The organism is Lederbergia sp. B243.17, assembly GCF_057657925.1.
The window spans coordinates 1-23,756 of record NZ_JBWBKF010000010.1; the positions used below are offsets into that span (position 1 = coordinate 1).

The 23,756-nt window shown below is 50.0% G+C and carries 22 protein-coding genes; 21 read left to right on the plus strand and 1 reads right to left on the minus strand.

Annotated elements, in window-relative coordinates; translation table 11 throughout:
* The first annotated feature begins 618 nt into the window (after window positions 1-618).
* The 8 genes from AC0TWI_RS00245 to rpoE all read left to right on the plus strand — a co-directional run bounded on the left by AC0TWI_RS00245 (window position 619) and on the right by rpoE (window position 10,127).
* Window positions 619-1,803: an acetyl-CoA C-acetyltransferase gene (locus AC0TWI_RS00245; protein ID WP_488124328.1), complete on the plus strand. Its 1,185-nt coding sequence runs from the start codon at window positions 619-621 to the stop codon at window positions 1,801-1,803.
* Window positions 1,804-1,820: 17 nt separating this feature from the next.
* Window positions 1,821-2,672, plus strand: coding sequence for a 3-hydroxybutyryl-CoA dehydrogenase (locus AC0TWI_RS00250; RefSeq protein WP_488124329.1), 852 nt, complete (start codon window positions 1,821-1,823; stop codon window positions 2,670-2,672).
* 22 nt (window positions 2,673-2,694) lie between these two features.
* The gene (locus tag AC0TWI_RS00255) at window positions 2,695-3,831 is read left to right on the plus strand and encodes an acyl-CoA dehydrogenase (protein WP_488124330.1); all 1,137 of its coding nucleotides are present in this window, start codon (window positions 2,695-2,697) and stop codon (window positions 3,829-3,831) included.
* 42 nt (window positions 3,832-3,873) lie between these two features.
* Window positions 3,874-5,010, plus strand: a complete 1,137-nt coding sequence (locus AC0TWI_RS00260) for an acyl-CoA dehydrogenase (RefSeq protein ID WP_488124331.1) — start codon at window positions 3,874-3,876, stop codon at window positions 5,008-5,010.
* 58 nt (window positions 5,011-5,068) lie between these two features.
* Complete coding sequence (locus tag AC0TWI_RS00265) at window positions 5,069-5,701, plus strand: TetR/AcrR family transcriptional regulator (protein ID WP_488124332.1); 633 nt, start codon at window positions 5,069-5,071, stop codon at window positions 5,699-5,701.
* 18 nt (window positions 5,702-5,719) lie between these two features.
* A complete protein-coding gene (icmF, locus tag AC0TWI_RS00270; RefSeq protein ID WP_488124333.1) occupies window positions 5,720-8,983 on the plus strand; it encodes a fused isobutyryl-CoA mutase/GTPase IcmF in 3,264 nt (1,087 codons plus the stop codon).
* A 256-nt stretch (window positions 8,984-9,239) separates the two neighbouring features.
* A complete protein-coding gene (locus tag AC0TWI_RS00275) occupies window positions 9,240-9,437 on the plus strand; it encodes a hypothetical protein (RefSeq protein WP_488124334.1) in 198 nt (65 codons plus the stop codon).
* A 117-nt stretch (window positions 9,438-9,554) separates the two neighbouring features.
* Complete coding sequence (rpoE, locus tag AC0TWI_RS00280; protein ID WP_488124335.1) at window positions 9,555-10,127, plus strand: DNA-directed RNA polymerase subunit delta; 573 nt, start codon at window positions 9,555-9,557, stop codon at window positions 10,125-10,127.
* A gap of 351 nt (window positions 10,128-10,478) precedes the next feature.
* Here rpoE and AC0TWI_RS00285 read toward each other — a convergent pair whose 3' ends face one another.
* On the minus strand, window positions 10,479-11,003 hold the full coding sequence (locus AC0TWI_RS00285) for a DUF2529 domain-containing protein (protein WP_488124336.1): 525 nt from the start codon (window positions 11,001-11,003) through the stop codon (window positions 10,479-10,481).
* Window positions 11,004-11,238: 235 nt separating this feature from the next.
* Here AC0TWI_RS00285 and AC0TWI_RS00290 point away from each other — a divergent pair, with 235 nt between their 5' ends.
* From AC0TWI_RS00290 to AC0TWI_RS00350, 13 genes are all read left to right on the plus strand, one after another.
* Window positions 11,239-11,604: a response regulator gene (locus tag AC0TWI_RS00290; RefSeq protein ID WP_488124337.1), complete on the plus strand. Its 366-nt coding sequence runs from the start codon at window positions 11,239-11,241 to the stop codon at window positions 11,602-11,604.
* A gap of 193 nt (window positions 11,605-11,797) precedes the next feature.
* Window positions 11,798-12,661: a class II fructose-1,6-bisphosphate aldolase gene (fba, locus tag AC0TWI_RS00295; RefSeq protein WP_488124338.1), complete on the plus strand. Its 864-nt coding sequence runs from the start codon at window positions 11,798-11,800 to the stop codon at window positions 12,659-12,661.
* Between the two features lie 187 nt (window positions 12,662-12,848).
* On the plus strand, window positions 12,849-13,499 hold the full coding sequence (gene fsa, locus AC0TWI_RS00300; protein ID WP_488124339.1) for a fructose-6-phosphate aldolase: 651 nt from the start codon (window positions 12,849-12,851) through the stop codon (window positions 13,497-13,499).
* Between the two features lie 197 nt (window positions 13,500-13,696).
* Window positions 13,697-14,983, plus strand: a complete 1,287-nt coding sequence (gene murA / locus AC0TWI_RS00305) for a UDP-N-acetylglucosamine 1-carboxyvinyltransferase (protein WP_488124340.1) — start codon at window positions 13,697-13,699, stop codon at window positions 14,981-14,983.
* A gap of 85 nt (window positions 14,984-15,068) precedes the next feature.
* Window positions 15,069-16,031, plus strand: a complete 963-nt coding sequence (gene glpX, locus AC0TWI_RS00310; protein ID WP_488124341.1) for a class II fructose-bisphosphatase — start codon at window positions 15,069-15,071, stop codon at window positions 16,029-16,031.
* A gap of 238 nt (window positions 16,032-16,269) precedes the next feature.
* Window positions 16,270-17,553, plus strand: coding sequence for a transcription termination factor Rho (gene rho, locus AC0TWI_RS00315; protein WP_488124342.1), 1,284 nt, complete (start codon window positions 16,270-16,272; stop codon window positions 17,551-17,553).
* A 129-nt stretch (window positions 17,554-17,682) separates the two neighbouring features.
* Entirely contained in the window at window positions 17,683-17,895 is a 213-nt protein-coding gene (gene rpmE, locus AC0TWI_RS00320) for a 50S ribosomal protein L31 (protein ID WP_488124343.1), read from the plus strand.
* A gap of 306 nt (window positions 17,896-18,201) precedes the next feature.
* Window positions 18,202-18,819 carry a thymidine kinase gene (locus AC0TWI_RS00325; protein WP_488124344.1) on the plus strand — a complete coding sequence of 206 codons (618 nt, stop codon included), beginning with the start codon at window positions 18,202-18,204 and terminating at the stop codon, window positions 18,817-18,819.
* Window positions 18,820-18,977: 158 nt separating this feature from the next.
* Window positions 18,978-20,048, plus strand: a complete 1,071-nt coding sequence (gene prfA / locus AC0TWI_RS00330) for a peptide chain release factor 1 (protein WP_488124345.1) — start codon at window positions 18,978-18,980, stop codon at window positions 20,046-20,048.
* A gap of 10 nt (window positions 20,049-20,058) precedes the next feature.
* The gene (prmC, locus tag AC0TWI_RS00335; protein ID WP_488124349.1) at window positions 20,059-20,907 is read left to right on the plus strand and encodes a peptide chain release factor N(5)-glutamine methyltransferase; all 849 of its coding nucleotides are present in this window, start codon (window positions 20,059-20,061) and stop codon (window positions 20,905-20,907) included.
* A gap of 101 nt (window positions 20,908-21,008) precedes the next feature.
* Complete coding sequence (gene spoIIR / locus AC0TWI_RS00340) at window positions 21,009-21,683, plus strand: stage II sporulation protein R (protein WP_488124346.1); 675 nt, start codon at window positions 21,009-21,011, stop codon at window positions 21,681-21,683.
* 225 nt (window positions 21,684-21,908) lie between these two features.
* Window positions 21,909-22,955: an L-threonylcarbamoyladenylate synthase gene (locus tag AC0TWI_RS00345; protein ID WP_488124347.1), complete on the plus strand. Its 1,047-nt coding sequence runs from the start codon at window positions 21,909-21,911 to the stop codon at window positions 22,953-22,955.
* A gap of 72 nt (window positions 22,956-23,027) precedes the next feature.
* Window positions 23,028-23,576, plus strand: a complete 549-nt coding sequence (locus AC0TWI_RS00350; RefSeq protein WP_488124348.1) for a manganese efflux pump MntP — start codon at window positions 23,028-23,030, stop codon at window positions 23,574-23,576.
* The last annotated feature ends 180 nt before the right edge of the window (window positions 23,577-23,756 follow it).

Sequence of the window (23,756 nt, forward strand, 5' to 3'; positions counted from 1 at the left end):
TACTGCCTGACAATGCTGTCCGACGGCACAAAAGCCAAAGAAGTCGAAGACAACGTCTCCACCTACGACATCGCCGAACTACTGGAGAAATCGGTATGTGGAGAAAGAATAGCGGAGGGCGATTGATCAGGGGCGACAGGCATAAGACGAGAACAGAAGAAGGCGCTTTTTGCCTTCCTCTGTTCTTGGCTTATGACCCCGAGCCCCTATCGCCCGGAGCTGGACAAAGAAAAGCGGAGGATGCGGTTTAGCGACGTACAGATTGGAGGGATTCTGACGAGATAAAGGAAACACGGCGACGCAGGAGCCGATGTTGACTTATCGTAGGAAGAATCGTGAAATCTGCTAGTCGCTGGCATCCGGAGCTGGACAAAGAGAAGCGGAGGATGCTCGGACGGTAGATATCTATCATCCATCAAAGAACTACCGACCCATTCATCAGCACACAAAAAATCAGGCGCTTCATCAAACGAAGCGTCTCCTAAAAAAATCTTTGCCGAGCGAGCGTTCAATCGGAATGAAGCAGGCACGAGTACAGCAGGAAAACAGCCAGAAGCGAGTAACTGATAAGTAGATTTGAAAGCGTTTACCAACTTTACTAGAAAGGGAGAGGAAGGCATGGCGAAGACAGTATTGGTTGCAGGGGCAAGGACGCCATTTGGCAAGTTTGGCGGAGGACTGAGTTCATTTACGGCATCTGAGCTTGGGGGAATTGCAGTCAAGGAAGCGTTAAAGCGAGCGGACATCAAGCCTGAGGATGTGCAGGAAGTGATTCTTGGGACGGTTCTTCAAGGCGGTCAGGGGCAGCTCCCGTCCAGGCAGGCGGCCCGCAATGCAGGAATTCCATGGGAAGTGAAGACGGAGACGGTAAATAAAGTGTGCGCTTCCGGTATGAGGGCGGTCACTCTCGCCGACCAGATCATTCGTGCAGGCGATGAGGACCTGATTGTTGCCGGCGGTATGGAGTCGATGTCCAACGCTCCGTATATGCTGCCAAAAGCACGCTGGGGCTATAAGATGGGCGACCAGGCCGTCGTTGACCTGATGGTTCATGACGGGCTCACCTGCTCTTTTAAAAATGTCCATATGGGCACGTACGGAAATGAAACGGCAGCAGAATATGAGATTACGAGAGAATCCCAGGACGACTGGGCTTTGCGCAGCCACAAAAGGGCGCTTGAAGCGACGGAAAAAGGCCTGTTTGATGAAGAGATCGTCCCAGTCGAAGTACCACAGCGAAAAGGCGATCCGGTCGTCATCCGCCATGATGAGTCACCACGGAAGGATACAACGATCGAGAAGCTAGGAGGACTCCGTCCGGCTTTTGACAAAGATGGTTCGATTACGGCAGGAAATGCCCCGGGAATTAACGATGGCGCGGCCGCTGTCGTTCTCATGAGCGAGGAGCGCGCAGAGCGAGAAGGAAAAAAGCCGCTTGCTTATATTATCGGGCACGCAGAAGTGGCCGTTGAAGCAGAGCGATTCCCTCAGACACCGGGACTTGTTATCAATAAAATTTTAAAAAAGACCGGCAAGAAGCTTGAAGAGATCGACCTGTTTGAAATCAACGAAGCATTCGCGGCTGTTGCCCTCACAAGCAATAAAATCGCAGAGCTTGATCCGGAAAAGGTGAACGTCAACGGCGGCGCGGTCGCTCTAGGGCATCCGATCGGCGCGAGCGGAGCGAGAATTATTCTGACGCTCGCATACGAGCTGAAACGCCGAGGCGGCGGTATCGGGATTGCGTCTATCTGCTCGGGAGGCGGACAGGGCGATGCTGTAATGATTGAGGTGCCGAAATAGTAGGGAGGAATGGAAGGATGACAATCAAAACCGTAATGGTCATCGGCGCGGGGCAGATGGGTTCAGGGATCGCCCAGGTTTGCGCCCAGGCCGGTTATACCGTCTATTTGCACGATTTGCAGGAGCTTGTCGTTGAAAAAGGGCTCGGCACGATTGGAAAAAACCTCGGCCGCCAAGTGGAAAAGGGCCGGATGTCGGAGCAAGAGCGAGATGAAATACTCGCGCGGTTCAAAACGTCGACAGATTTGAATAATGCGGGGAATGCCGACATCGTCATTGAAGCGGCAGTTGAAAACATGGAAGTGAAGGCGAATATTTTTGCTGAGCTCGATAAAATTGCACCGTCAAATGCAATTCTCGCGACGAATACTTCATCACTCCCTATCACTGAGATTGCCGCGGCGACAGACCGTCCGGGCAAGGTGATCGGCATGCATTTTATGAACCCGGTGCCAGTCATGAAGCTTGTTGAGATTATCCGCGGCTTGGCAACGGAGGATGAAGTATACGAAGCCGTCGAAGGCATGACGAAGAAGCTTGGGAAGGTACCTGTCGAAGTGAACGACTTCCCCGGTTTTGTCGCTAACCGTGTGCTCATGCCGATGATCAATGAAGCGATCTACACGCTATATGAAGGAGTCGCAACCAAGGAAGCGATTGATGAAGTGATGAAGCTTGGGATGAATCATCCGATGGGACCGCTCACATTGGCGGATTTTATCGGACTCGATACATGCCTGTACATCATGGAGACACTCCATGAAGGGTTCGGCGATGACAAATACCGGCCATGCCCGCTCCTGCGGAAGTACGTCAAGGCTGGATGGCTCGGGAAAAAATCAGGCCGGGGATTCTACATCTACGAGTAGTCGGCATCTGGGAGGAACAGCGATGGAGCTTCAATTGACAGAGGAACAGCAGATGATGAGAAAGATGGTCCGTGATTTTGCCGAAAAGGAGATCGCACCCTTTATCGATAGCATGGAAGCCGGCGAGTTCCCGCGTAAGATTTTGAAAAAAATGGGGGAGCTCGGCCTGATGGGCATCACTGCACCGGCCAAGTACGGCGGAGCGGAAATGGATTTTCTGTCTTATATTATGGCGATTGAGGAGCTTTCGAAGGTGAGTGCAACTGTCGGTGTTATCCTGAGTGTCCACACATCGGTTTGCACGAACCCGATCCTCTACTTCGGTACGGAAGAACAAAAGCAGCAGTATGTGACGAAACTCGCTTCAGGCGAGTACTTGGGAGCATTCTGCCTGACGGAAGCGGGCTCCGGTTCGGATGCGGGGGCGCTCAAGACCCGCGCCGTCCGTGAAGGGGATCACTATATCCTCAATGGTTCGAAAATGTTCATCACGAACGGCGGCGAGGCCGATGTTTATGTTGTTTTTGCACTCACGGATCCTTCGAAAGGCAGCTACGGCATCTCCGCTTTCATCGTCGAAAAGGGAATGCCCGGCTTCATCGTCGGCAAAGACGAGAAAAAGATGGGCCTCCATGGTTCAAGGACCGTTGAATTGACATTTGACAATATGAAAGTGCCGGCGGAAAACCTGCTCGGCGAAGAAGGGAAAGGGTTCAAAATCGCCCTTGCGAATCTTGACGTCGGGCGGATCGGCATCGCCGCCCAGGCGCTCGGCATTGCCGATGCTGCTTTTTCCGCAGCAGCAACCTACGCAAAGGAAAGGCAGCAATTCGGCAAATCGATTGCAGACCAGCAAGGCGTCGCTTTCAAGATTGCCGACATGGCAACAGCCGTCGAAGCGTCGCGACTGCTTATTTATCAGGCAGCCGATCTTTGGGCGAAAAAAATCCCTTGTGGCCAGCAAGCCTCAATGGCAAAACTGTTCGCCTCAAAAACGGCGGTCGACACTGCAATTGAAGCAGTACAGATTTTCGGGGGTTATGGCTATACGGAGGATTATCCGGTCGAACGGTATTTCCGCGATGCGAAAATCACGGAAATTTATGAAGGCACGAGCGAAATTCAGCGCATTGTCATCGGCAAGCATCTATTAAAATAGCAAACAGGAAACTTGGCCTGTCTGTCGGGAGGAAATAGAGAGATGAACTTTCGTCTTAGTGAAGAGCATGAAATGATCAGAAAAATGGTCCGCGACTTTGCGGTGAATGAAGTTGCGCCGACTGCGGCGGAACGAGATGAGGAAGAACGATTCGACGTGGGGATTTTCAAGCAGATGGCGGAACTCGGATTGACGGGGATTCCGTGGCCGGAGGAGTACGGCGGTATCGGCAGCGATTATCTTGCCTACTGCATCGCAGTCGAGGAGCTTTCGCGTGTCTGCGCTTCAACGGGCGTCACACTTTCTGCCCATACGTCGCTTGCCGGCTGGCCGATCTTCAAATTTGGCAGCGAAGAGCAGAAGCAGAAATACTTACGCCCGATGGCGGAAGGGAAAAAGATTGGCGCTTACGGGCTAACAGAGCCGAATTCAGGGTCCGACGCCGGTGCGATGAGAACCGTCGCCAAAAAAGACGGCGATACTTATATTTTGAACGGCTCGAAAATTTTCATCACAAATGGCGGCATCGCGGATATTTATGTCGTATTCGCGCTAACCGATCCGGACAATAAGCGAAGCTCGACTGCATTCATCATTGAAAAAGATTTCGAAGGCTTCTCTGTCGGCAAGAAGGAGAAAAAACTCGGGATCCGCTCTTCGCCGACAACGGAAATCATTTTTGAAGATTGCCGTGTACCGGCTGAAAACATGCTCGGCGAGCCGGGGGACGGCTTTAAAATCGCGATGATGACACTTGACGGCGGACGCAATGGCATCGCCGCACAGGCGGTCGGCATTGCACAGGGCGCTCTTGATGCGGCTATCGGCTATGCGAAAGAGCGGAAGCAATTCGGAAAACCGATTGCCGATAACCAGGGGATTTCGTTCAAGCTTGCCGATATGGCCACGGGTATAGAGGCGAGCCGGCTGCTAACCTACCAGGCTGCATGGCTGGAGTCAAAAGGGCTGCCGTATGGGAAGGAATCGGCGATGTCGAAACTAATGTCCGGCGATACGGCGATGAAAGTAACGACAGAAGCGGTCCAGATTTTCGGCGGCTACGGCTATACGAAGGACTATCCGGTCGAACGCTTCATGCGCGATGCGAAAATAACGCAGATTTACGAAGGCACGCAGGAAATTCAGCGGCTCGTTATTTCGCGAATGGTTTTGAAATAAGAAGGACCAGAGAGTTGAAGATCGATTCTTCAGCTCTCTTTGGCAAGGGGGAGAGAAGTTGAGTGAGAAAAAAAGGATCCTTGCTTCAGTCAAAGATGAACAGCTTGTAAAAAAACGGCGCAGTCAAATGGTGAAGGGGGCAGTTTCGCTTTTCAAACAGAAGGGTTTTCACCGGACAACGACCCGCGAAATCGCACAGGCGGCAGGCTTCAGCATCGGAACACTCTATGAATATATCCGGACGAAAGAAGATGTCCTCTACCTCGTCTGCGACAGCATTTACGATGAAGTCATCAGCCGGCTGAACCGGATGGACGTCGAGAAGGGGACGCTCGAAAGCTTGAAAGTCGGCATCAGCCATTATTTCAAAGTCGTCGACAGCATGCAGGACGAGGTGCTTATTATGTACCAGGAAGCAAAGTCATTGTCGAATGAAGCCCTGCCTTATGTACTGAAAAAGGAGATGGAGATGGTGGAGCTGTTGGAGCGCCTCATCTCCAAATGCGTCGAGACGGGTGAGCTTGATCTCGACCCGACCCACCAGCATTTGCTCGCCCATAACATCTTCGTCCAGGGGCAGATGTGGGGCTTCCGCCGCTGGGCATTGAAAAAAGCCTATTCGATCGACGACTATATCCGGATTCAGACAGATCTGCTCATTTCCGGGCTGGACAGCCGGACTGTCAACTAGCTAAAGAGGAGGATTCAGATGAGTACTGTAGAAATATACAAGCCGAAACATCCTGTCAGGTTTGTGACCGCGTCAAGCCTGTTTGACGGCCACGACGCCTCCATCAACATCATGAGGCGGATTTTGCAATCAAGCGGCGCCGAAGTGATCCATCTCGGCCATAACCGTTCGGTCGAGGAAGTGGTCAATGCGGCGATCCAGGAAGATGTGCAAGGAATCGCCATGTCTTCTTATCAAGGCGGGCATGTCGAATATTTTAAATATATGCATGACCTGCTTGCCGAGCGCGGAGCGTCCCATATCCGTATCTATGGCGGCGGTGGCGGCGTCATTATTCCGAAAGAGATCAAGGAACTGCATGATTACGGGATTGCAGGGATTTTCTCTCCGGAAGATGGACGGAAGCTCGGACTCCAAGGCATGATCAACCGAATGCTTAAGGAATGCGACTATCCGATTGTCCGTGAGACGCTCGGGGAAAAGGCCGAAAAATTGAAGGAAGGCGATACGAAAGCGGTCGCTTCCCTTATTTCCGCTGCAGAAAGCCGGGTGGACGGCGACAACCCGGAGCTCGATGAAATTTTTGAGATGATTGAAAAAGAAGCGGGCAATCATAATACCCCGGTGCTTGGGATAACGGGTACTGGCGGCGCCGGGAAGAGCTCGCTGACGGATGAGCTGATCCGCCGCTTCATCAATGAAATTCCAGATAAGAAAGTGGCAATTCTGTCTGTTGACCCAACGAAGCAGAAAACCGGAGGAGCGCTGCTCGGCGACCGGATCCGAATGAATGCGATCTTCTCGCCGCAAATCTATATGCGGAGCCTCGCCACGCGCGGTTCAAGGAGCGAACTGTCTCTTGCCATCAAGGATGCGATTCATGTTGTCAAGGCAGCAGGCTTTGACCTGGTCGTCGTTGAAACGAGCGGAATCGGGCAGGGGGATGCGGAAATCAGCGAGATCAGCGATGTAGCGATGTATGTGATGACGAGCGAATTCGGTGCGCCATCCCAGCTGGAAAAAATCGATATGATCGACTATGCTGACCTGATCGTTATCAATAAATTTGAGCGGAAGGGTTCAGAGGATGCTAGGAGCCAGGTGCAGAAGCAATATCAGCGCAGCCGGCTGCTTTTCGATGAAAATCTCGAGGAGATGCCGGTATACGGAACAATTGCGAGCCAGTTCAACGATCCGGGGACAAATGCGCTATTTGCCGCGCTGATTGAAAAAATCAATGAGAAGACAGGCGAAGAATGGCCGGTGCCGTTTTCGACGAAAGCAGTCGTGGAAAAGCAGGACGTGATCATTCCGAACAGCCGCCAGTACTATTTACGCGAAATTGCCGATACAGTCCGGCGCTATCACGAACATGCCCTTGCTCAGGCGAAAGCCGCCCGAAAGGTATTCCAACTTGAGGGCGCTATCGCTGCCGCTAAAGAAAACGATGAGGACAGCCTTGTTTTCGAAACGCTGGAAAAGCTGAAGGACGGCGCAGAAGAGGAGTTGACCCCCGCTTCGAAAAAAGTACTCGCCAATTGGCCGGCGCTGAAGGGAAAATACGCCGGAGACAGCTTCACAACAAAAATCCGTGACCGGGAGATTGTCACCCGGCTGACGACGAAGAGTTTGTCTGGCCTTGCCATTCCAAAAGTGGCGCTGCCGAAATACGAGGATTACGGCGAAATCTTGAAATGGGTATACAAGGAAAATGTGCCGGGTTCCTTCCCGTTCACCGCAGGCGTGTTCCCGTTCAAACGCGAAGGGGAGGATCCGAAGCGCCAGTTCGCCGGCGAAGGGACGCCTGAGCGGACGAACCGCCGCTTCCATTACCTGTCGAAGGACGATGAAGCGAAAAGACTGAGCACCGCTTTCGATTCAGTTACCCTTTACGGAGAAGATCCGGATCGGCGCCCGGATATTTACGGCAAGGTCGGAGAAAGCGGCGTCAGCATCTGCACACTTGATGATATGAAGAAACTGTATGCGGGCTTTGACCTTTGTGCTCCATCGACTTCCGTGTCAATGACAATCAACGGACCGGCGCCTATTATTTTAGCGATGTTCATGAATACGGCAATCGATCAGCAAGCGGAAGCGAAAAGAAAAGAACTCGGACGCGACTTGACTGAACAGGAATATGCCGAAGTAAAGGCAGCCACACTCCAGACTGTCCGAGGAACTGTCCAGGCTGATATTTTAAAAGAAGACCAAGGCCAGAATACATGTATCTTCTCAACCGAATTCGCCCTGCGGATGATGGGGGACATTCAACAGTACTTTATCGATCACCGCGTCCGTAATTACTACTCGGTATCCATCTCCGGCTACCATATCGCTGAAGCGGGGGCGAACCCGATCTCGCAGCTGGCTTTCACACTCGCGAACGGTTTCACGTACGTCGAATATTACTTGAGCCGCGGCATGGACATTAACGATTTTGCTCCCAACCTGTCCTTCTTCTTCTCAAATGGCCTTGACCCGGAATATACGGTTATCGGCCGGGTCGCCAGAAGAATCTGGGCCACGGCGATGCGGGACAAATATGGGGCGAATGAGCGGAGCCAGAAACTGAAATACCACGTGCAGACATCAGGAAGGTCGCTCCATGCACAGGAGATTGATTTCAATGACATCCGCACGACCCTCCAGGCACTGATGGCCCTGCAGGACAATTGCAACTCGCTTCATACGAACGCGTATGACGAAGCGATCACAACGCCGACGGAAGAATCGGTCAGGCGGGCGATGGCGATCCAGATGATCATTACTAAGGAACATGGCCTGTCGAAAAATGAAAACCCGCTGCAAGGTTCCTTTATTATCGAAGAACTGACAGACCTTGTCGAAGAAGCCGTCCTCCAGGAGTTTGAGCGGCTGAATGATCGTGGCGGTGTACTTGGCGCAATGGAAACCCAGTACCAGCGCGGAAAAATCCAGGAAGAATCAATGCATTATGAAATGCTCAAGCATTCCGGCGAGCTTCCGATTATCGGTGTCAACACCTACCTGAATCCGAACCCGCCTGGGGAAGAGGAGATGGATACGATTGAACTCGCTCGGGCAACTACCGAGGAAAAAGAAACACAGATTCGAAACCTCCAGGACTTTCAGGAAACAAACAAAGACCGGTCCGCAGCTGCACTCAAAAAACTTAAAGAAACAGCTGTCAGCGGCGGCAATATTTTCGCCGAATTGATGGAAACGACCAAAACGGCCAGCCTCGGGCAGATTACAAATGCCCTTTATGAAGTCGGCGGCCAATACAGAAGAAATATGTGATTTCCGCAAGGGCTGTCCAGACAAAAATCAGTATGAGCTGATTTCCTCTGGCAGCCTTTTTTTCTATTTCCCCTCCGCCTCAATTCTTTTGAGGAACAGCATTGCAAATTTTGGATAATCAGAAGGAAATCGGATAAAATATGAAGTAAGACCTATTGCTCTCCCAGTCTGTTCCTTCAAAGAAATTGGGTATATAGAAAGCACAGGGCATCGTACTCATTCATGCAACAGATCTCTCTTGACAGGACGTGAAAATATGAAATACTTCCTCATTGCCGTTGGGACTGTCATCGCTGTATCTGCAAGCTATATACTTTACCAGCTTTCACTAGGCGCCATTCCATTCCTCCTGGCTTCTTTCATTCTTTTTTATTTCGGACACCGCTTGGCCACAACCTCTCCAGAAAACACCCCACACACCATTGATAACAAGCAGCAAAAAGAAAACAAATAATATCGGCGGAAAAGAGTGGCTAAAGTGAAAGGGATTTGTTTATAATTGTTGAGTATGGAATTTTTTCTATCAAGGTATGAAAACTAGATGCCTTTTGAATATGCAGACTGAAAGGGTGTGCGTTCATTGAACTTGCAGGAAAGATCGAAAGAAGAATTAAGAGAGATGTCTTTTATTGAAATCGCCCGGAATATCCTTGCCGAAAAGAAGCAAGCCTATTCCTTCAATGAGCTTGTTGAGGAGATCGGCAAAGTATTGGAGATTTCCGACGAGGAGCTCCGCTCAAGAATGGTCCAGTTTTACACGGATTTGAACGTAGACGGCGGCTTCATGTCGCTTGGCGAAAATCGCTGGGGGCTGCGTGAGTGGTATCCGTATGACCAAATTGATGAAGAAGTTATCACTCCTTTGAAAACGAAGAAGAAAAAGAAAAAGAAAGCGATCGACGAGGACGAAGATCTGCTTGAAGATGAAGACGACTTTGACTTCGATGAGGATGAAGACGATCTGGTCGATGATCTTGATGAAGACGAAGACGAAAGCCTTGAAGCCCTCCGTGAAGAAGAAGAAGAGGAATTCGAAGACGAAGATGAAGTGCTTCTTGATGACGACGAATATGAACTCGAAGATGAGGAAGAAGTCGAGGTCGACGAGGATGAGGAAGAAGAGGAAGATGAAGAAGAAGAGTAACTCTTGGCTTCTTTTCCTTGAAAAAGGATGTTAGCACGATAAGCTCCGCTCCCTTACATTTTGTAGGGGAGTGTTTTTTATTCCTTAAAAGAAGTAAGCCGGAGGTCTGGTGTGTCAAAATATATTTTTGTAACCGGGGGCGTTGTGGCTGCATCGCTCGGCCGTGCAAGTTGCTAAGATACGGGAAGCGGCCGCGGATATCGCCGTCCTGCCGGATATATCTTACTCTCGCAAAATATATCAACTTCTTCCGGAATCAGGGGTGTGTATGTGTAATGATTCACAAATACGCCTCTCGCAATCCTTGCAAAACCACAAAAAAAAGCAGGCGATCACGCTGCCTGCCTCATCTTATTCCCCATATTCTTCAAGCATTTCCTCAATCGAAAACCTCAATGCAAAGTACAAATACAGTCCGGCCATTGAAGAAGGGAAGCCGACACGGGTGCCGTCTTCAGCAGGAAGCATCGGCTTGATCAACCGCGTATCAAGGTGGACATCTGCAAGCTCCTCCAGTCCTTCCTCAATATCCGGCTTCAAACCTGATACCGCAACAAAGGGAATAGATAAATCAGCCAGCTCTCTCGCAAGTGCGACTGCTTGCGGATCATCATTGTAGCGGGTAAAAATCAAAACACGGTCCGGCTGCCCTACGGAAGCCAGATCTGTAAAGCGAGCCGCCCCTTGAAGCGGCTCGGCGCCGTGCAGCGCCTCATCCGCGATGCCTCCCATCTCCCCGAAGCCGGCTATGTAGATTTTCCCTTCTCCGACAGGCGCCTGGGCAAGCAGGCGTGCTCCGTCCTCAATATCGAACTCTTCTTTCTCCCTGATGCGGGTAAATAAGCCTGTCAATTGTGTCGTGAACATTTTTAGCATTAGGCTCACTCCTTCTGCAAGATACGTTTATTATACATGAGCAGAACTTTTTCCTCTTATATTTCGTCTATGGATATAAGGAGGATATTATTGCTCTGGCAGCGAAGAAAGTATAATCAGTTAGAAAAAGTTAGAAAAATGCCAAGCATTCGGGGCAGAGCCGTACCAAGACGAAAAATACGGTATGGGTGCCTTGCCCGAAATGATAACGATGATCCGTGAAGAGGGGGATAACATGAGGGAAAAAGTTTTGATTGTCGATGATCAGTTCGGCATACGGGTATTGTTGAATGAAATTTTACAAAAAGAAGGCTACGAAATTTTCCAGGCGGCTAATGGCCCGCAGGCATTGGAAATTACAAGGGAACATACTCCGGACCTTGTGTTGCTCGATATGAAAATTCCTGGAATGGATGGAATTGAAATTTTACAGCATATGAAGGAGATCGATCCGGATATCCGGGTGATCATCATGACAGCTTACGGGGAGTTAAAAATGATGGAAGCCGCCAGGGATCTTGGCATTCTCGCGCATTTTCCGAAGCCATTCGACATCGAGGAGATCCGCCAGGCGGTCAAGCGGTATTTGGAGCATACATAGTATCGAAAATGGTTATGGAGGAGCATACTAACAATGGAGGGAGATAAAAACGAACTTGCAAACGGTATCATTATGTCCTTTTCATGTATCTGCGCTTGAACGTGGTAAAGGATGAAATGTTTTGATATGATGAACATGAAAAAAACAGAGCTGCCGTTACATAATAGCAGTACACACACAAGGAGGAAAGAACATGCCTTTAGTATCCATGACAGACATGCTCAATAAAGCAAAGGAAGAACATTACGCAGTCGGACAATTCAACGTGAATAACTTGGAATTCACGCAAGCGATCCTGCTAGCGGCCCAAGAAGAGAAATCACCAGTTATTCTCGGTGTTTCTGAAGGTGCTGCGCGTTACATGGGCGGTTTCAAGCTCGTTGTCGAAATGGTCAAAGCATTAATGGAGGAATATGGAGTAACTGTTCCGGTTGCCATCCATCTTGACCACGGCTCAAGCTTTGAAGCTTGTGCAAAAGCGATCGACGCAGGTTTCACATCAGTCATGATCGACGGATCTCACTTCCCGCTTGAAGAAAACATCCAGCTTACAAAGAAAGTTGTTGAGCTTGCCCATATTCTCGGCGTTTCCGTTGAAGCGGAACTCGGACGTATCGGCGGCCAGGAAGACGACTTGACTGTCAGCGATGCGGATGCAGCTTATGCGATCCCTGAAGAATGCGACCGTCTTGTCCGCGAAACGAATGTCGACTGCTTCGCGCCGGCGCTCGGTTCCGTTCATGGACCTTACAAAGGTGAGCCGAACCTCGGGTTTGACCGGATGGAAGAAGTCATGAAACTTACAGGTGTGCCGCTTGTCCTCCACGGTGGAACAGGCATTCCGACAAAAGATATCCAGCGTGCCATTTCTCTCGGTACAGCAAAAATCAATGTCAACACAGAAAACCAAATTTCATCCGCGAAAGTTGTCCGCGAAGTGTTGGCTGCAAAACCGAACGAATACGATCCGCGCAAATACTTGGGTCCTGCTCGCGATGCAATCAAAGAAACCGTCATCGGCAAAATGCGCGAATTCGGTTCCTCTAACAAAGCATAAGCAGCGAACATCCAGTTTTAAGAGCCGCCCAGGCAGGGTCCTGGGCGGTTTTGATACAAAAGGATAAGTTTGAATATTTAAAACTATTGGCCGGTCAACAAAAAGTTCTGCGGTTCATTTTTTTAAAAGAAAAGTATGCGCTACCATAACAGCCCGGCACAACGGGAGAAAAGGGAGATGGAATTCAATGAAATTATTTATCGACACGGCAAACCTCAATGAAATCGAAAAAGCTCATGAGTACGGCATTATTGATGGAGTGACGACCAACCCGTCGTTAATTGCAAAAGAAGAAGATATTTCATTCCATGATCGCCTTCGTGAAATCACTTCATTCATCAAAGGGTCTGTCAGTGCGGAAGTCATTGCACTTGATACGGACGGCATGGTCAAAGAAGGCCGTGAGCTGGCGGCAATCGCGCCGAACATCACTGTCAAAATTCCGATGACAGCCGATGGGATGAAGGCCGTCAGCATTCTCTCGAAGGAAGGTATCAAAACGAATGTGACGCTGATTTTTAGTATGAACCAGGCTCTCGTTGCGGCCCGTGCCGGTGCTACTTATGTTTCACCGTTCATTGGCAGGCTTGATGACATCGGCCATGACGGTGCAGTGCTCATTTCTCAGATCGCCGAGCTGTTTGCCATTCATGATATTAAAACGGAAATTATTGCCGCTTCTATCCGCCACCCGCAGCATATCGCAGATGCTGCGCTAAGCGGTGCCCATATCGCCACGCTCCCGTACAAAGTTCTTGTCCAGCTGTTCAAACATCCGCTGACAGACAAGGGAATCGAGGCATTTATGCACGACTGGGAAGCAAGCGGAAGAAAATGATCCGGCGATAAAAAAGGAGCGGCAATATGCAGCTCCTTTTTCTCCGCCTGTAAATAACTGCCATCTTTTTCTTACAATCGGGTTAAATTTTCATTTCATTGCGCATGTCTCGGCTAAAATCGTTTATACTACTTGTATAATGCCAAATCTATGCACAAAATATGAATTTTTTAATCTGGCAAGAGAGGAAGTCTAAAATGGAAAAGCTCAAAATTGCAGGCGGTTATCCACTGAAAGGAACAATTAAAGTCAGCGGTGCGAAAAATAGCGCGGTTGCCTTGATTCCTGCGACAATCTTAGCTGAGTCGCCTGTAACGATCGAAGGCCTCCCTGATATTTCTGACGTTCATACGCTGAAGGAACTGCTTGAGGAAATCGGCGGAAATGTTACATTCCGCGAAGGTGAAATGACGGTTGACCCGAGCACAATGGTCTCCATGCCGCTGCCGAATGGGAGAGTCAAGAAACTGAGAGCATCCTATTATTTGATGGGCGCAATGCTGGGACGCTTCAAAAAAGCGGTCATCGGACTGCCCGGCGGCTGCCACTTAGGCCCGCGGCCCATCGATCAACATATAAAAGGCTTTGAAGCACTTGGTGCGAAGGTGACCAATGAACAAGGTGCCATCTATCTGCGTGCGGACGAATTGCGCGGTGCCCGGATTTACCTGGACGTCGTCAGTGTCGGAGCCACAATTAATATCATGCTTGCAGCCGTACGGGCAAAAGGACGGACGGTCATCGAGAATGCTGCGAAGGAACCGGAGATCATTGATGTTGCCACTTTGCTGACGAATATGGGGGCAAAAATCAAGGGAGCCGGTACCGATGTCATCCGGATTGATGGGGTCGACAGCTTAAACGGCTGCCGTCATACGATCATTCCTGACCGGATTGAGGCGGGGACCTATATGATTTTAGGCGCTGCAGCAGGCGAGGGTGTGCTGATCGACAATGTCATTCCGCTCCATCTCGAATCGCTTACGGCGAAATTGAGGGAAATGGGCATCCCGATTGAAACAGGGGACGAGCATATTTATATCGGCAAAAGCGAAAATCTGAAACCTGTTGATATTAAAACGCTCGTGTACCCAGGATTCCCTACTGACTTGCAGCAGCCATTCACTGTCCTTCTGACGAGAGCGGAAGGATCGTCGATCGTTACCGATACGATCTACTCTGCCCGATTCAAGCATATTGATGAATTGCGGAGAATGAACGCAAACATCAAAGTAGAAGGACGGTCAGCGATTGTGAATGGACCTTCTCCGCTTCAAGGCGCAAAGGTAAAGGCGTCCGATCTGCGTGCAGGCGCAGCGCTTGTTATCGCTGGACTGCTGGCAGAAGGGATCACTGAAGTGACGGGGCTGGAGCATATCGACCGCGGCTACAGCGGACTCGTTGAGAAATTGAATGGACTTGGGGCGACGATCTGGCGGGAAGAAATGTCAGAGGATGAGAAGGACCAAATCAAAAGCTCGTGAAAAAACGGGCTTTTGAAACAGGCCCGTAACTGATATATACTATAGACATCAAGCAGGGCCAGACAATAAACAGGGGGACTGCACGATGGAGAGAAGTTTATCGATGGAGCTTGTCCGCGTCACAGAAGCGGCAGCTCTTTCTTCTGCGCGCTGGATGGGCCGCGGAAAAAAAGACGAGGCTGATGGTGCAGCCACCTCAGCGATGAGAGATGTGTTCGATACGATTCCGATGAAGGGAACAGTCGTCATCGGTGAAGGGGAAATGGACGAAGCTCCGATGCTTTATATCGGGGAGAAGCTTGGCACAGGGTACGGCCCGCGGGTTGATGTTGCGGTCGATCCGCTGGAAGGGACAAATCTTGTCGCCTCCGGAGGATGGAATGCACTGACTGTACTGGCGGTCGCGGATGACGGCAACCTTCTGCATGCTCCAGACATGTATATGGAGAAAATCGCAGTCGGCCCGGAAGCGGTAGGGCAGGTGGACATCAATGCTTCTGTTCTCGACAACCTGAAGGCTGTTGCGAAAGCCAAGAACAAAGATGTAGAAGATGTCGTTGCCACTGTTTTGCATCGTGAGCGCCATGAAGGGATCATCGCCGCATTACGGGAAGCAGGGGCAAGAATCAAGCTCATTTCGGATGGCGATGTAGCCGGCGCAATCAACACAGCGTTTGATGAAACGGGCGTCGACATTCTTTTCGGCTCGGGAGGTGCACCTGAAGGGGTGCTTGCCGCCGTTGCGCTCAAATGCCTCGGAGGCGAGATCCAGGGCAAGCTGCTCCCGCAGAATGATGCAGAACTTGAACGTTGCAAGAAAATGGGAATCGACTTGGGCAATGTTCTCAGAATGGAGGATCTCGTCCGCGGCGATGATGCGATTTTTGCCGCAACGGGTGTGACTGATGGGGAATTGCTCCGCGGCGTCCAATTCAAGGGTACATATGGAAGCACCCATTCGGTTGTCATGAGAGCGAAATCGGGTACTGTCCGTTTTGTCGACGGCAGGCACAGCCTCCATAAAAAACCGAACATGGTCATCAGATAAGCTGGGATGGAGAAGGGAAAACCGGGATAGGCAGAGGCGGATGAAAATCCAAAAATTCGCTTCTGATCCCGCACAAACCCCTTCTCTCTCTTGTTAAAAACAGTTAAAATAGAATAGGGAGACTCTCTTCTCACTTCAAACTGCAACCAATCCTTCTACCATCAATCCTTCCGATCTTCTATTTACTTGTTATAAACGGATTTTTCATAAACGAAAATTTTAAAAGTGTGGTGTAGATATGGCTGAATTAACCATTTCCTTGCTGGAAGATATGAAACTGAAGGAGCTCTATGAGCTGGCCAAAGAATACAAAGTTTCATATTACAGCAAACTGACAAAGAAAGAACTCATTTTTGCGATCTTAAAAGCGCGTGCGGAACGGGAAGGCTTCTTCTTCATGGAAGGAGTACTCGAAATCATCCAATCTGAAGGTTTTGGATTCCTAAGGCCGATCAACTATACGGCAAGCTCCGAAGACATTTACATTTCTGCATCGCAAATTCGCAGATTTGATCTTAGGAACGGGGACAAGGTTTCCGGAAAAGTACGCCCGCCGAAAGAGAATGAGCGCTACTTCGGCCTGCTTCATGTGGAAGCGGTCAATGGGGAAGATCCAGAAACAGCGAAAGAACGTGTCCACTTTCCTGGCCTGACACCTCTTTATCCAGACCGTCAGATTAAACTTGAAACGACACCATCGAACTTGTCGACGAGGATCATGGATCTTGTCTCCCCTGTAGGATTCGGTCAGAGGGGACTGATCGTTGCTCCTCCAAAAGCGGGAAAAACGATGCTGCTCAAGTCCATAGCGAACGCGATTACGACGAACCATCCGGAATCTGAACTGATTGTCCTGCTGATCGACGAACGTCCTGAAGAGGTGACGGACATCGAGCGTTCTGTCGATGCTGAAGTCGTCAGCTCCACTTTTGATGAAGTTCCCGAAAACCATATCAAGGTTGCAGAGCTCGTCCTTGAGCGGGCGATGCGTCTTGTCGAGCATAAGCGTGATGTCATCATCTTGATGGATAGTATTACACGCTTGGCCCGCGCCTACAACCTTGTGATTCCGCCGAGCGGCAGAACCCTTTCAGGCGGAATCGATCCGGCTGCCTTTCATCGCCCGAAGCGTTTCTTCGGTGCAGCCCGAAACATTGAAGAGGGCGGAAGCCTGACGATCTTGGCAACTGCTTTGGTGGACACCGGCTCCCGCATGGATGACGTGATTTATGAGGAATTCAAGGGAACAGGAAATCTCGAACTTCATCTCGACCGCTCTCTGTCAGAACGGAGAATCTTCCCTGCTATTGACATCCGCCGATCTGGTACAAGAAAGGAAGAGCTCCTTGTACCGAGAGATCAGCTCGAAAAGCTGTGGAAGCTGCGAAAAGCAATGTCCGACTCGCCGGATTTTGCCGAGAAATTCCTGCGTAAGCTAAAACAGTCGAAGACGAACGAAGATTTCTTCACCATGCTTTCTGCAGAAATGAAGCCGAATGCTAATTCGAAAAATCTTTTATAATCGATTGCATTTTGTGGGTATACTTGATATAATAATAAAGTGATTTTAAAAATGAATGCGGCAAACCGCATCGTTAATAGACAAACTCTGTTTCAGCAAATGATTCAGGGCATAAGGAGCTGAAAGGTAATGAAAGCAGGAATTCATCCAGATTACAAAACAGTTAAAGTTACATGTGCATGCGGCAACGAATTCGAAAGCGGTTCTGTTAAAGAAAACGTACGCGTCGAAGTTTGCTCAGAATGCCATCCTTTCTACACTGGCCGTCAGAAATTTGCTAGCGCAGCAGGCCGCGTAGACCGCTTTAACAAAAAATACGGTCTTAAGTCTGAAGAAAACTAAAAAAACAATGAACAGGCAGGCAACTGCCTGTTCTGTTTTGTACATATGAAGAATCAGGCTGCGGCGTTGCTGCCAGCCTGGACAGGCAAGAACGCTTGCCTGTTTTTTTATGCCTATTTGGTTGGAATCCTTGGATAAATGTTGCTCGGGTGACCTCTTTCCGTCGCAGCCTGGGCTAAGTCATGCGCGTGAAAGGGAGCAACATCATACCTCTCGGTTGTGTTTTTTACTCGTTTTCTTTTAACTCGGTTATTCACCCTACTATCGGGGAAAATACCCCTTAAGCAAGGAAGGAGCGGCATTTTTATGGATATGATAATGAAGCATTCAGGCTGGGTCGAGGTGATCTGCGGCAGCATGTTCTCAGGGAAATCAGAAGAACTGATCCGCCGTGTGCGGCGTACGCAATTTGCCAAGCAGAGCATTATGGTATTCAAACCGCAGCTTGATGACCGTTATAGCATTACTGAGGTAGTCTCCCATAACGGCACAGCGATCCATGCCCATGCAGTTGCGGATTCGGCTGAAATTCTTGGGATGGTCCACGCCGATATTGACGTGGTCTCAATAGATGAAGCCCAATTTTTTGACGATGGGATCACAGCAGTCGCCCAGCAGTTGGCGAACAGTGGGCATCGCGTCATCGTCGCAGGACTGGATCAGGATTTCCGGGGCGAGCCGTTCGGTCCGATGCCGGAACTGATGGCAATTGCCGAGCAGGTGACCAAGCTTCAGGCTGTCTGTGCGGTATGTGGATCGCCTGCTAGCCGGACACAGCGCCTGATCAACGGGCAGCCGGCTTGCTATGAAGATCCAGTCATTTTGGTCGGAGCATCAGAGTCATATGAAGCAAGATGCCGCCACCACCATGAAGTGCCGGCCGGCATCAATGCCGAGCTGCAGGCGGCTTTGGAAAAAGAATGAATGTACATAGAGATGATCCTTGGGGAAGCCTTCCGGATTGTCTCTTTTTTATTTGGGCTTTGGGTATACGGCCTGTTTTTCTTATTTTTGTTTGCTTTGAATAAATCCATCTGTATACTATAATAGTGCACTTATGCAAACAATCTGAGGTGAATAGCATGTTCGACAAATTGCAGTCAGTGGAAGAGCGCTATGACAGGCTGAATGAACTGTTGAGCGATCCGGAGATCGTCAACGATGCGACGAAGCTGCGGGAGTATTCCAAAGAGCAGTCGGCAATCGCGGAAACGGTTGAAGCCTACCGTGAATATAAGAACGTTCAAAGTCAATATAAAGAAGCGAAAGAAATGCTCGATGATAAGCTTGATCCGGAAATGAAGGAAATGGTCAAGGAGGAGGTCGGCGAGCTGGAAGACAAGCTCGAGGAACTGGAAGGTCGGCTGAAAGTCCTTCTTGTACCAAAAGACCCGAACGATGACAAAAACGTCATTATGGAAATCCGCGGGGCTGCAGGGGGAGACGAGGCAGCACTGTTTGCCGGGGATCTTTACCGGATGTACAGCCGCTATGCGGAGAACAACGGGTGGAAAACCGACGTGATCGAAGCCCATTCCACAGGTCTCGGCGGATATAAGGAAATCATTTTCATGATCAACGGCAAAGGCGCTTATTCAAAGCTGAAGTATGAAAATGGCGCCCATCGTGTGCAGCGTGTGCCTGAAACAGAGTCTGGCGGAAGAATCCACACGTCGACTTCGACTGTTGCGGTACTGCCGGAAGCGGAAGAGGTCGAAATTGACATCCATGAAAAAGACATTCGCGTCGACACGTTCGCATCGAGCGGTCCGGGCGGACAGAGCGTAAATACGACGATGTCTGCAGTCCGGCTGACTCATTTGCCGACAGGGGTCGTCGTTTCCTGCCAGGATGAGAAGTCACAGATCAAGAACAAGGAAAAAGCGATGAAGGTGCTCCGCGCCCGCGTCTACGACAAGTTTCAGCAGGAGGCGCAGGCTGAGTATGATGCTAACCGGAAATCGGCTGTCGGATCAGGTGACCGGTCTGAACGGATCCGTACGTACAATTTTCCGCAGAACCGGGTAACGGATCACCGGATCGGCCTGACGATCCAGAAGCTCGATCAGATTTTGGAAGGCAAGCTGGATGAAATCATTGATGCGCTTGTCATCGAAGATCAGTCGAAAAAGCTGGAGAGCGCCGATGAGTAAGATGGACGGCATCAACGTTTTCGAAGCCCTTAAATGGGCTTCTTCGTTTTTGCAGGACCATGGCCGCGAAGAACGGGCAGGCGAACTTCTTTTCCAAGGGATTACCGGCTGGAGCCGGGCGAAGATGTTCGCCGAGCAAAGGCAACCGCTGCCGGAAGGGCAATGGACCCGTTTTACTGCTGCAGTAAAGGAGCATGCCTCCGGAAGGCCGGTCCAGCATATTCTCGGGTATGAAGAGTTTTTTGGCAGACGCTTTGATGTAAATGGGGACGTGCTCATTCCTCGGCCGGAAACGGAGGAGCTGATCGTTGCGGTGCTTGACCGTATCCGAAAGCTTTTCGGTGACCGTCCGGCCCGCCTTCTTGACGTCGGGACCGGGAGCGGGGCAATTGCCATTACGCTAAAGCTTGAGCAGCCGCAGCTTAATGTTTTTGCCTCGGATCTGTCCGATGCTGCGCTGGGAATGGCAAAAAGAAACGCGGATCGCCTTGGTGCGGAAATTGAATTCCGTCAAGGTGATTTGCTGGAACCATTTACAGGCGAAACCTTCGATATTGTTGTGTCCAATCCCCCTTACATTCCAATTGGGGAAAAAACAGAACTGTCCGATACGGTAAGCGAGCATGAGCCGGAAAGCGCACTGTTCGGCGGCTCAGACGGACTTGACTTTTACCGCCGATTTGCTGCCGGGCTGCCCGCTATGATGGAAGAGAAATTCCTGATCGCTTTTGAAATCGGCCGCGGCCAGGGCGAAGAAGTTGCGGCGATGATGGAGACGGCTTTTTCAGGCTGTGAATCGGAAATTGTCTTTGATATCAATGGAAAAGATCGGATTGTCCTTGTCCACCCCGTTCTCTGATGAAGAGGCGGGGTTTTTTAGACGAAAAAAATATGTTGAGAGTTTACGTGACTCTCATTTTGTCCATACTGGTTCCTAGTGAGAAGAAGGGGGCAGTTGAAATGGATTACAGCATTCATACATTCTATCAGAAAAAAATCGCATGGCTTTATATAATTGTGCTGGCACTCGGAACAATGGCAGGCGCCTTCATTCCAAAGCAAGAGAGTGCTGAGGCGGCAGAAAAGTCGCTTGTCATTCCGGACGAGGCGATTCGTCTGCGGATTCTAGCCAACAGTGACAGCGACAAAGATCAGGATGTAAAAAGGAAGATTCGTGATGCAGTCAATCAGGAAATTACAAAGTGGGTGGGGGACCTTACGTCTATCGAGGAGGCAAGAGACATTATTTCTTCCCGGCTGCCGGCAATAGAAGAGATTGCAAGAGAAGAAATGGCAAAGATGAACCTAAGCCACTCGGTGAAAGTTGAATTCGGCGATGTCCCTTTTCCGGCCAAATTATACGGTGAATTGTATTATCCGGCTGGCACGTACGAGGCGATCCTGATTACGCTTGGCGAAGGCGGAGGAGCCAACTGGTGGTGCGTATTGTTCCCTCCCCTCTGCTTTATCGACGTATCAAACAGTGTAGCGGTCAGCCCGGGTTTTGAGGAAAAAGAAATCCACAATGTGGATAACAACGAAGAGCAGAATCAGTCATCCACATATGCGGCCGAGCCGGAAAGCGAAGTGGAAGTGAAATTCTTTTTGAAAGAACTGCTGGAGAATCTATTTTGAAACCTCATGTCGATGGGGTTTTTCTTTTTCGGGAAAACTGCTGTATAATAACAGAGATATTCACAGCTTAGGGAAAAGTTATCCCCAAAATCAGGCTGATTATCCCCACCCTGTGGGCAATTTGTTCATCAATCAATTGATTGAATGTCGAAATTCGGAAAAAAAACGAAGGAAATAGCGGATTACAGGTTTATTTTTATAAAAGCGTGTATAGAGGTGTATTGAATGAAAACAAAGTTGTGGAATGTGGATAAACCTATGGATAAGTGGGGTGATTATCCACAAATAGAGGAAGCGGCAGAACTTTTGCGGAAAAATGAGGTTGTTGCTTTTCCAACTGAAACAGTTTACGGACTCGGAGCGAATGCGGCTTCGGATGATGCCGTTGCTAAGGTTTTTGAAGCGAAGGGGCGTCCCGGTGACAACCCGCTCATTGTCCATATCGGTGAAATAGACCAGTTGGCGGCCCTTGTGGAAAACGTGCCCGAAGGGGCAAAAAGATTAATAGATGCATTCTGGCCCGGCCCTTTGACCATCCTGCTAGCGAAGAGAGAAGGAGCGGTATCAGAAAAAGTGACCCCGGGATTGGATACGGTAGGTATAAGGATGCCAGATCATCCGGTCGCCAGGGCTTTGATCAATGCGGCAGGAGTGCCTGTAGCTGCGCCGAGTGCAAACCGCTCAGGCAGGCCAAGCCCGACAACGGCCGCACATGTAGAGGAAGACCTGTCAGGTAAAATTGCTGGAATTGTCGATGCAGGTGCGACAGGGGTCGGTGTGGAATCGACGGTGATAGATCTTTCCGGAGGCCGACCGGTGATTCTCAGGCCGGGCGGAATTTCCAAAGAGGAGATTGAAAGGGTGATCGGTCCGGTCTTTGTGGATGCCGCAGTTAAGGACAGCGAGGCAGCACCAAAGGCGCCCGGGATGAAATATAAGCACTATGCGCCGAAATCCCCTCTTTTCTTAGTGGATGGAGATCCCGAATGGCTGCAGCGTCTCATTGATGAAAAGCGTAATGAGGGACTGAAGGTCGGTGTTCTGGCACCTGCGGAAACAGCCCCTGGATATCAGGCTGACTTTGTTATTGAATGCGGCAGCCGCGATGACCTCGCCTCAGTCGCCCGCTCGCTATATGACGGACTCAGGGCATTTGATGAAAAGATGCCAGACATCATTTTTGCTGAAGCATACCCGGAAAAAGGGGTGGGAGCCGCCATCATGAACCGCCTCGAAAAAGCCGCCAGTCATCAGTGGATTCGACAGAACTGAAAAGAAGTCTACAAACCTCCTTCCCTGCATATGTTTTTATGAGCATGTCCACAGGGAAAGGGGGCATATCATATGCTTCTTCCGCAACTGATTACATTGTGCGTAATGGCATTTGCCGTAAGCATGGATGCTTTTTCGATCGCGCTCGGAATGGGAATGTACAAACTCCGGCTCCGGCAAATATTTTACATAGGGCTGACGGTCGGTGTCTTTCACATTCTCATGCCGTTGTTGGGGATTGTCGCAGGCAACCTGCTTTCCGGCACGTTCGGACAGGTAACGATCTATGTTGGCGGCACCCTGCTCATTCTCCTCGGCGGCCAAATGGTGCTGTACGCCTTCAAGGAAGAGGAGAATGCATTCGTCGCCCCGGTAGGAGCAGGTCTTTTATTATTTGGCCTCCTTGTCAGCATCGACAGTTTTTCGGCAGGCTTGAGCCTTGGCATCTTTGGCGTCAAAGCAGCATTCGCCGTACTCATCTTCGGACTGGCTGCCATCTTGATGACATGGTCTGGCCTGCTCCTCGGCCGGAAAGTACAAGGATACCTCGGAATCTACGGCGAAATCCTCGGAGGCTGCATCCTGATTGCTTTCGGAATAAAACTACTAATGCCTATTTAAGTGCGGAGGGCGATTGGTCAGAGGCGACAAGCGTAAGAACGAAGAAGCAAAAGGCGCTTTCCAGCCTTTAACTTCTTTGGGCTTACGACCTCGAGCCTCTATCGCCCGGAGCCGGATAATACCTAAGTGCGGAGGGCGATTGGTCAGAGGTGACAAGCGTAAGAACGAAGAAGCAAAAGG

Excerpts from the sequence above, each read along its gene's own strand:
- AC0TWI_RS00255 (WP_488124330.1), top strand. The coding sequence starts at position 2,695 with ATGGAGCTTCAATTGACAGAGGAACAGCAGATGATGAGAAAGATGGTC.
- AC0TWI_RS00345 (WP_488124347.1), top strand. The coding sequence starts at position 21,909 with ATGAAAACAAAGTTGTGGAATGTGGATAAACCTATGGATAAGTGGGGT.
- prfA (WP_488124345.1), top strand. The coding sequence starts at position 18,978 with ATGTTCGACAAATTGCAGTCAGTGGAAGAGCGCTATGACAGGCTGAAT.
- AC0TWI_RS00275 (WP_488124334.1), top strand. The coding sequence starts at position 9,240 with ATGAAATACTTCCTCATTGCCGTTGGGACTGTCATCGCTGTATCTGCA.
- rpmE (WP_488124343.1), top strand. The coding sequence starts at position 17,683 with ATGAAAGCAGGAATTCATCCAGATTACAAAACAGTTAAAGTTACATGT.
- AC0TWI_RS00250 (WP_488124329.1), top strand. The coding sequence starts at position 1,821 with ATGACAATCAAAACCGTAATGGTCATCGGCGCGGGGCAGATGGGTTCA.
- AC0TWI_RS00350 (WP_488124348.1), top strand. The coding sequence starts at position 23,028 with ATGCTTCTTCCGCAACTGATTACATTGTGCGTAATGGCATTTGCCGTA.
- icmF (WP_488124333.1), top strand. The coding sequence starts at position 5,720 with ATGAGTACTGTAGAAATATACAAGCCGAAACATCCTGTCAGGTTTGTG.
- AC0TWI_RS00325 (WP_488124344.1), top strand. The coding sequence starts at position 18,202 with ATGGATATGATAATGAAGCATTCAGGCTGGGTCGAGGTGATCTGCGGC.
- rho (WP_488124342.1), top strand. The coding sequence starts at position 16,270 with ATGGCTGAATTAACCATTTCCTTGCTGGAAGATATGAAACTGAAGGAG.
- glpX (WP_488124341.1), top strand. The coding sequence starts at position 15,069 with ATGGAGAGAAGTTTATCGATGGAGCTTGTCCGCGTCACAGAAGCGGCA.
- fba (WP_488124338.1), top strand. The coding sequence starts at position 11,798 with ATGCCTTTAGTATCCATGACAGACATGCTCAATAAAGCAAAGGAAGAA.
- AC0TWI_RS00245 (WP_488124328.1), top strand. The coding sequence starts at position 619 with ATGGCGAAGACAGTATTGGTTGCAGGGGCAAGGACGCCATTTGGCAAG.
- AC0TWI_RS00260 (WP_488124331.1), top strand. The coding sequence starts at position 3,874 with ATGAACTTTCGTCTTAGTGAAGAGCATGAAATGATCAGAAAAATGGTC.
- AC0TWI_RS00285 (WP_488124336.1), bottom strand. The coding sequence starts at position 11,003 with ATGCTAAAAATGTTCACGACACAATTGACAGGCTTATTTACCCGCATC.
- spoIIR (WP_488124346.1), top strand. The coding sequence starts at position 21,009 with ATGGATTACAGCATTCATACATTCTATCAGAAAAAAATCGCATGGCTT.
- murA (WP_488124340.1), top strand. The coding sequence starts at position 13,697 with ATGGAAAAGCTCAAAATTGCAGGCGGTTATCCACTGAAAGGAACAATT.
- fsa (WP_488124339.1), top strand. The coding sequence starts at position 12,849 with ATGAAATTATTTATCGACACGGCAAACCTCAATGAAATCGAAAAAGCT.
- AC0TWI_RS00290 (WP_488124337.1), top strand. The coding sequence starts at position 11,239 with ATGAGGGAAAAAGTTTTGATTGTCGATGATCAGTTCGGCATACGGGTA.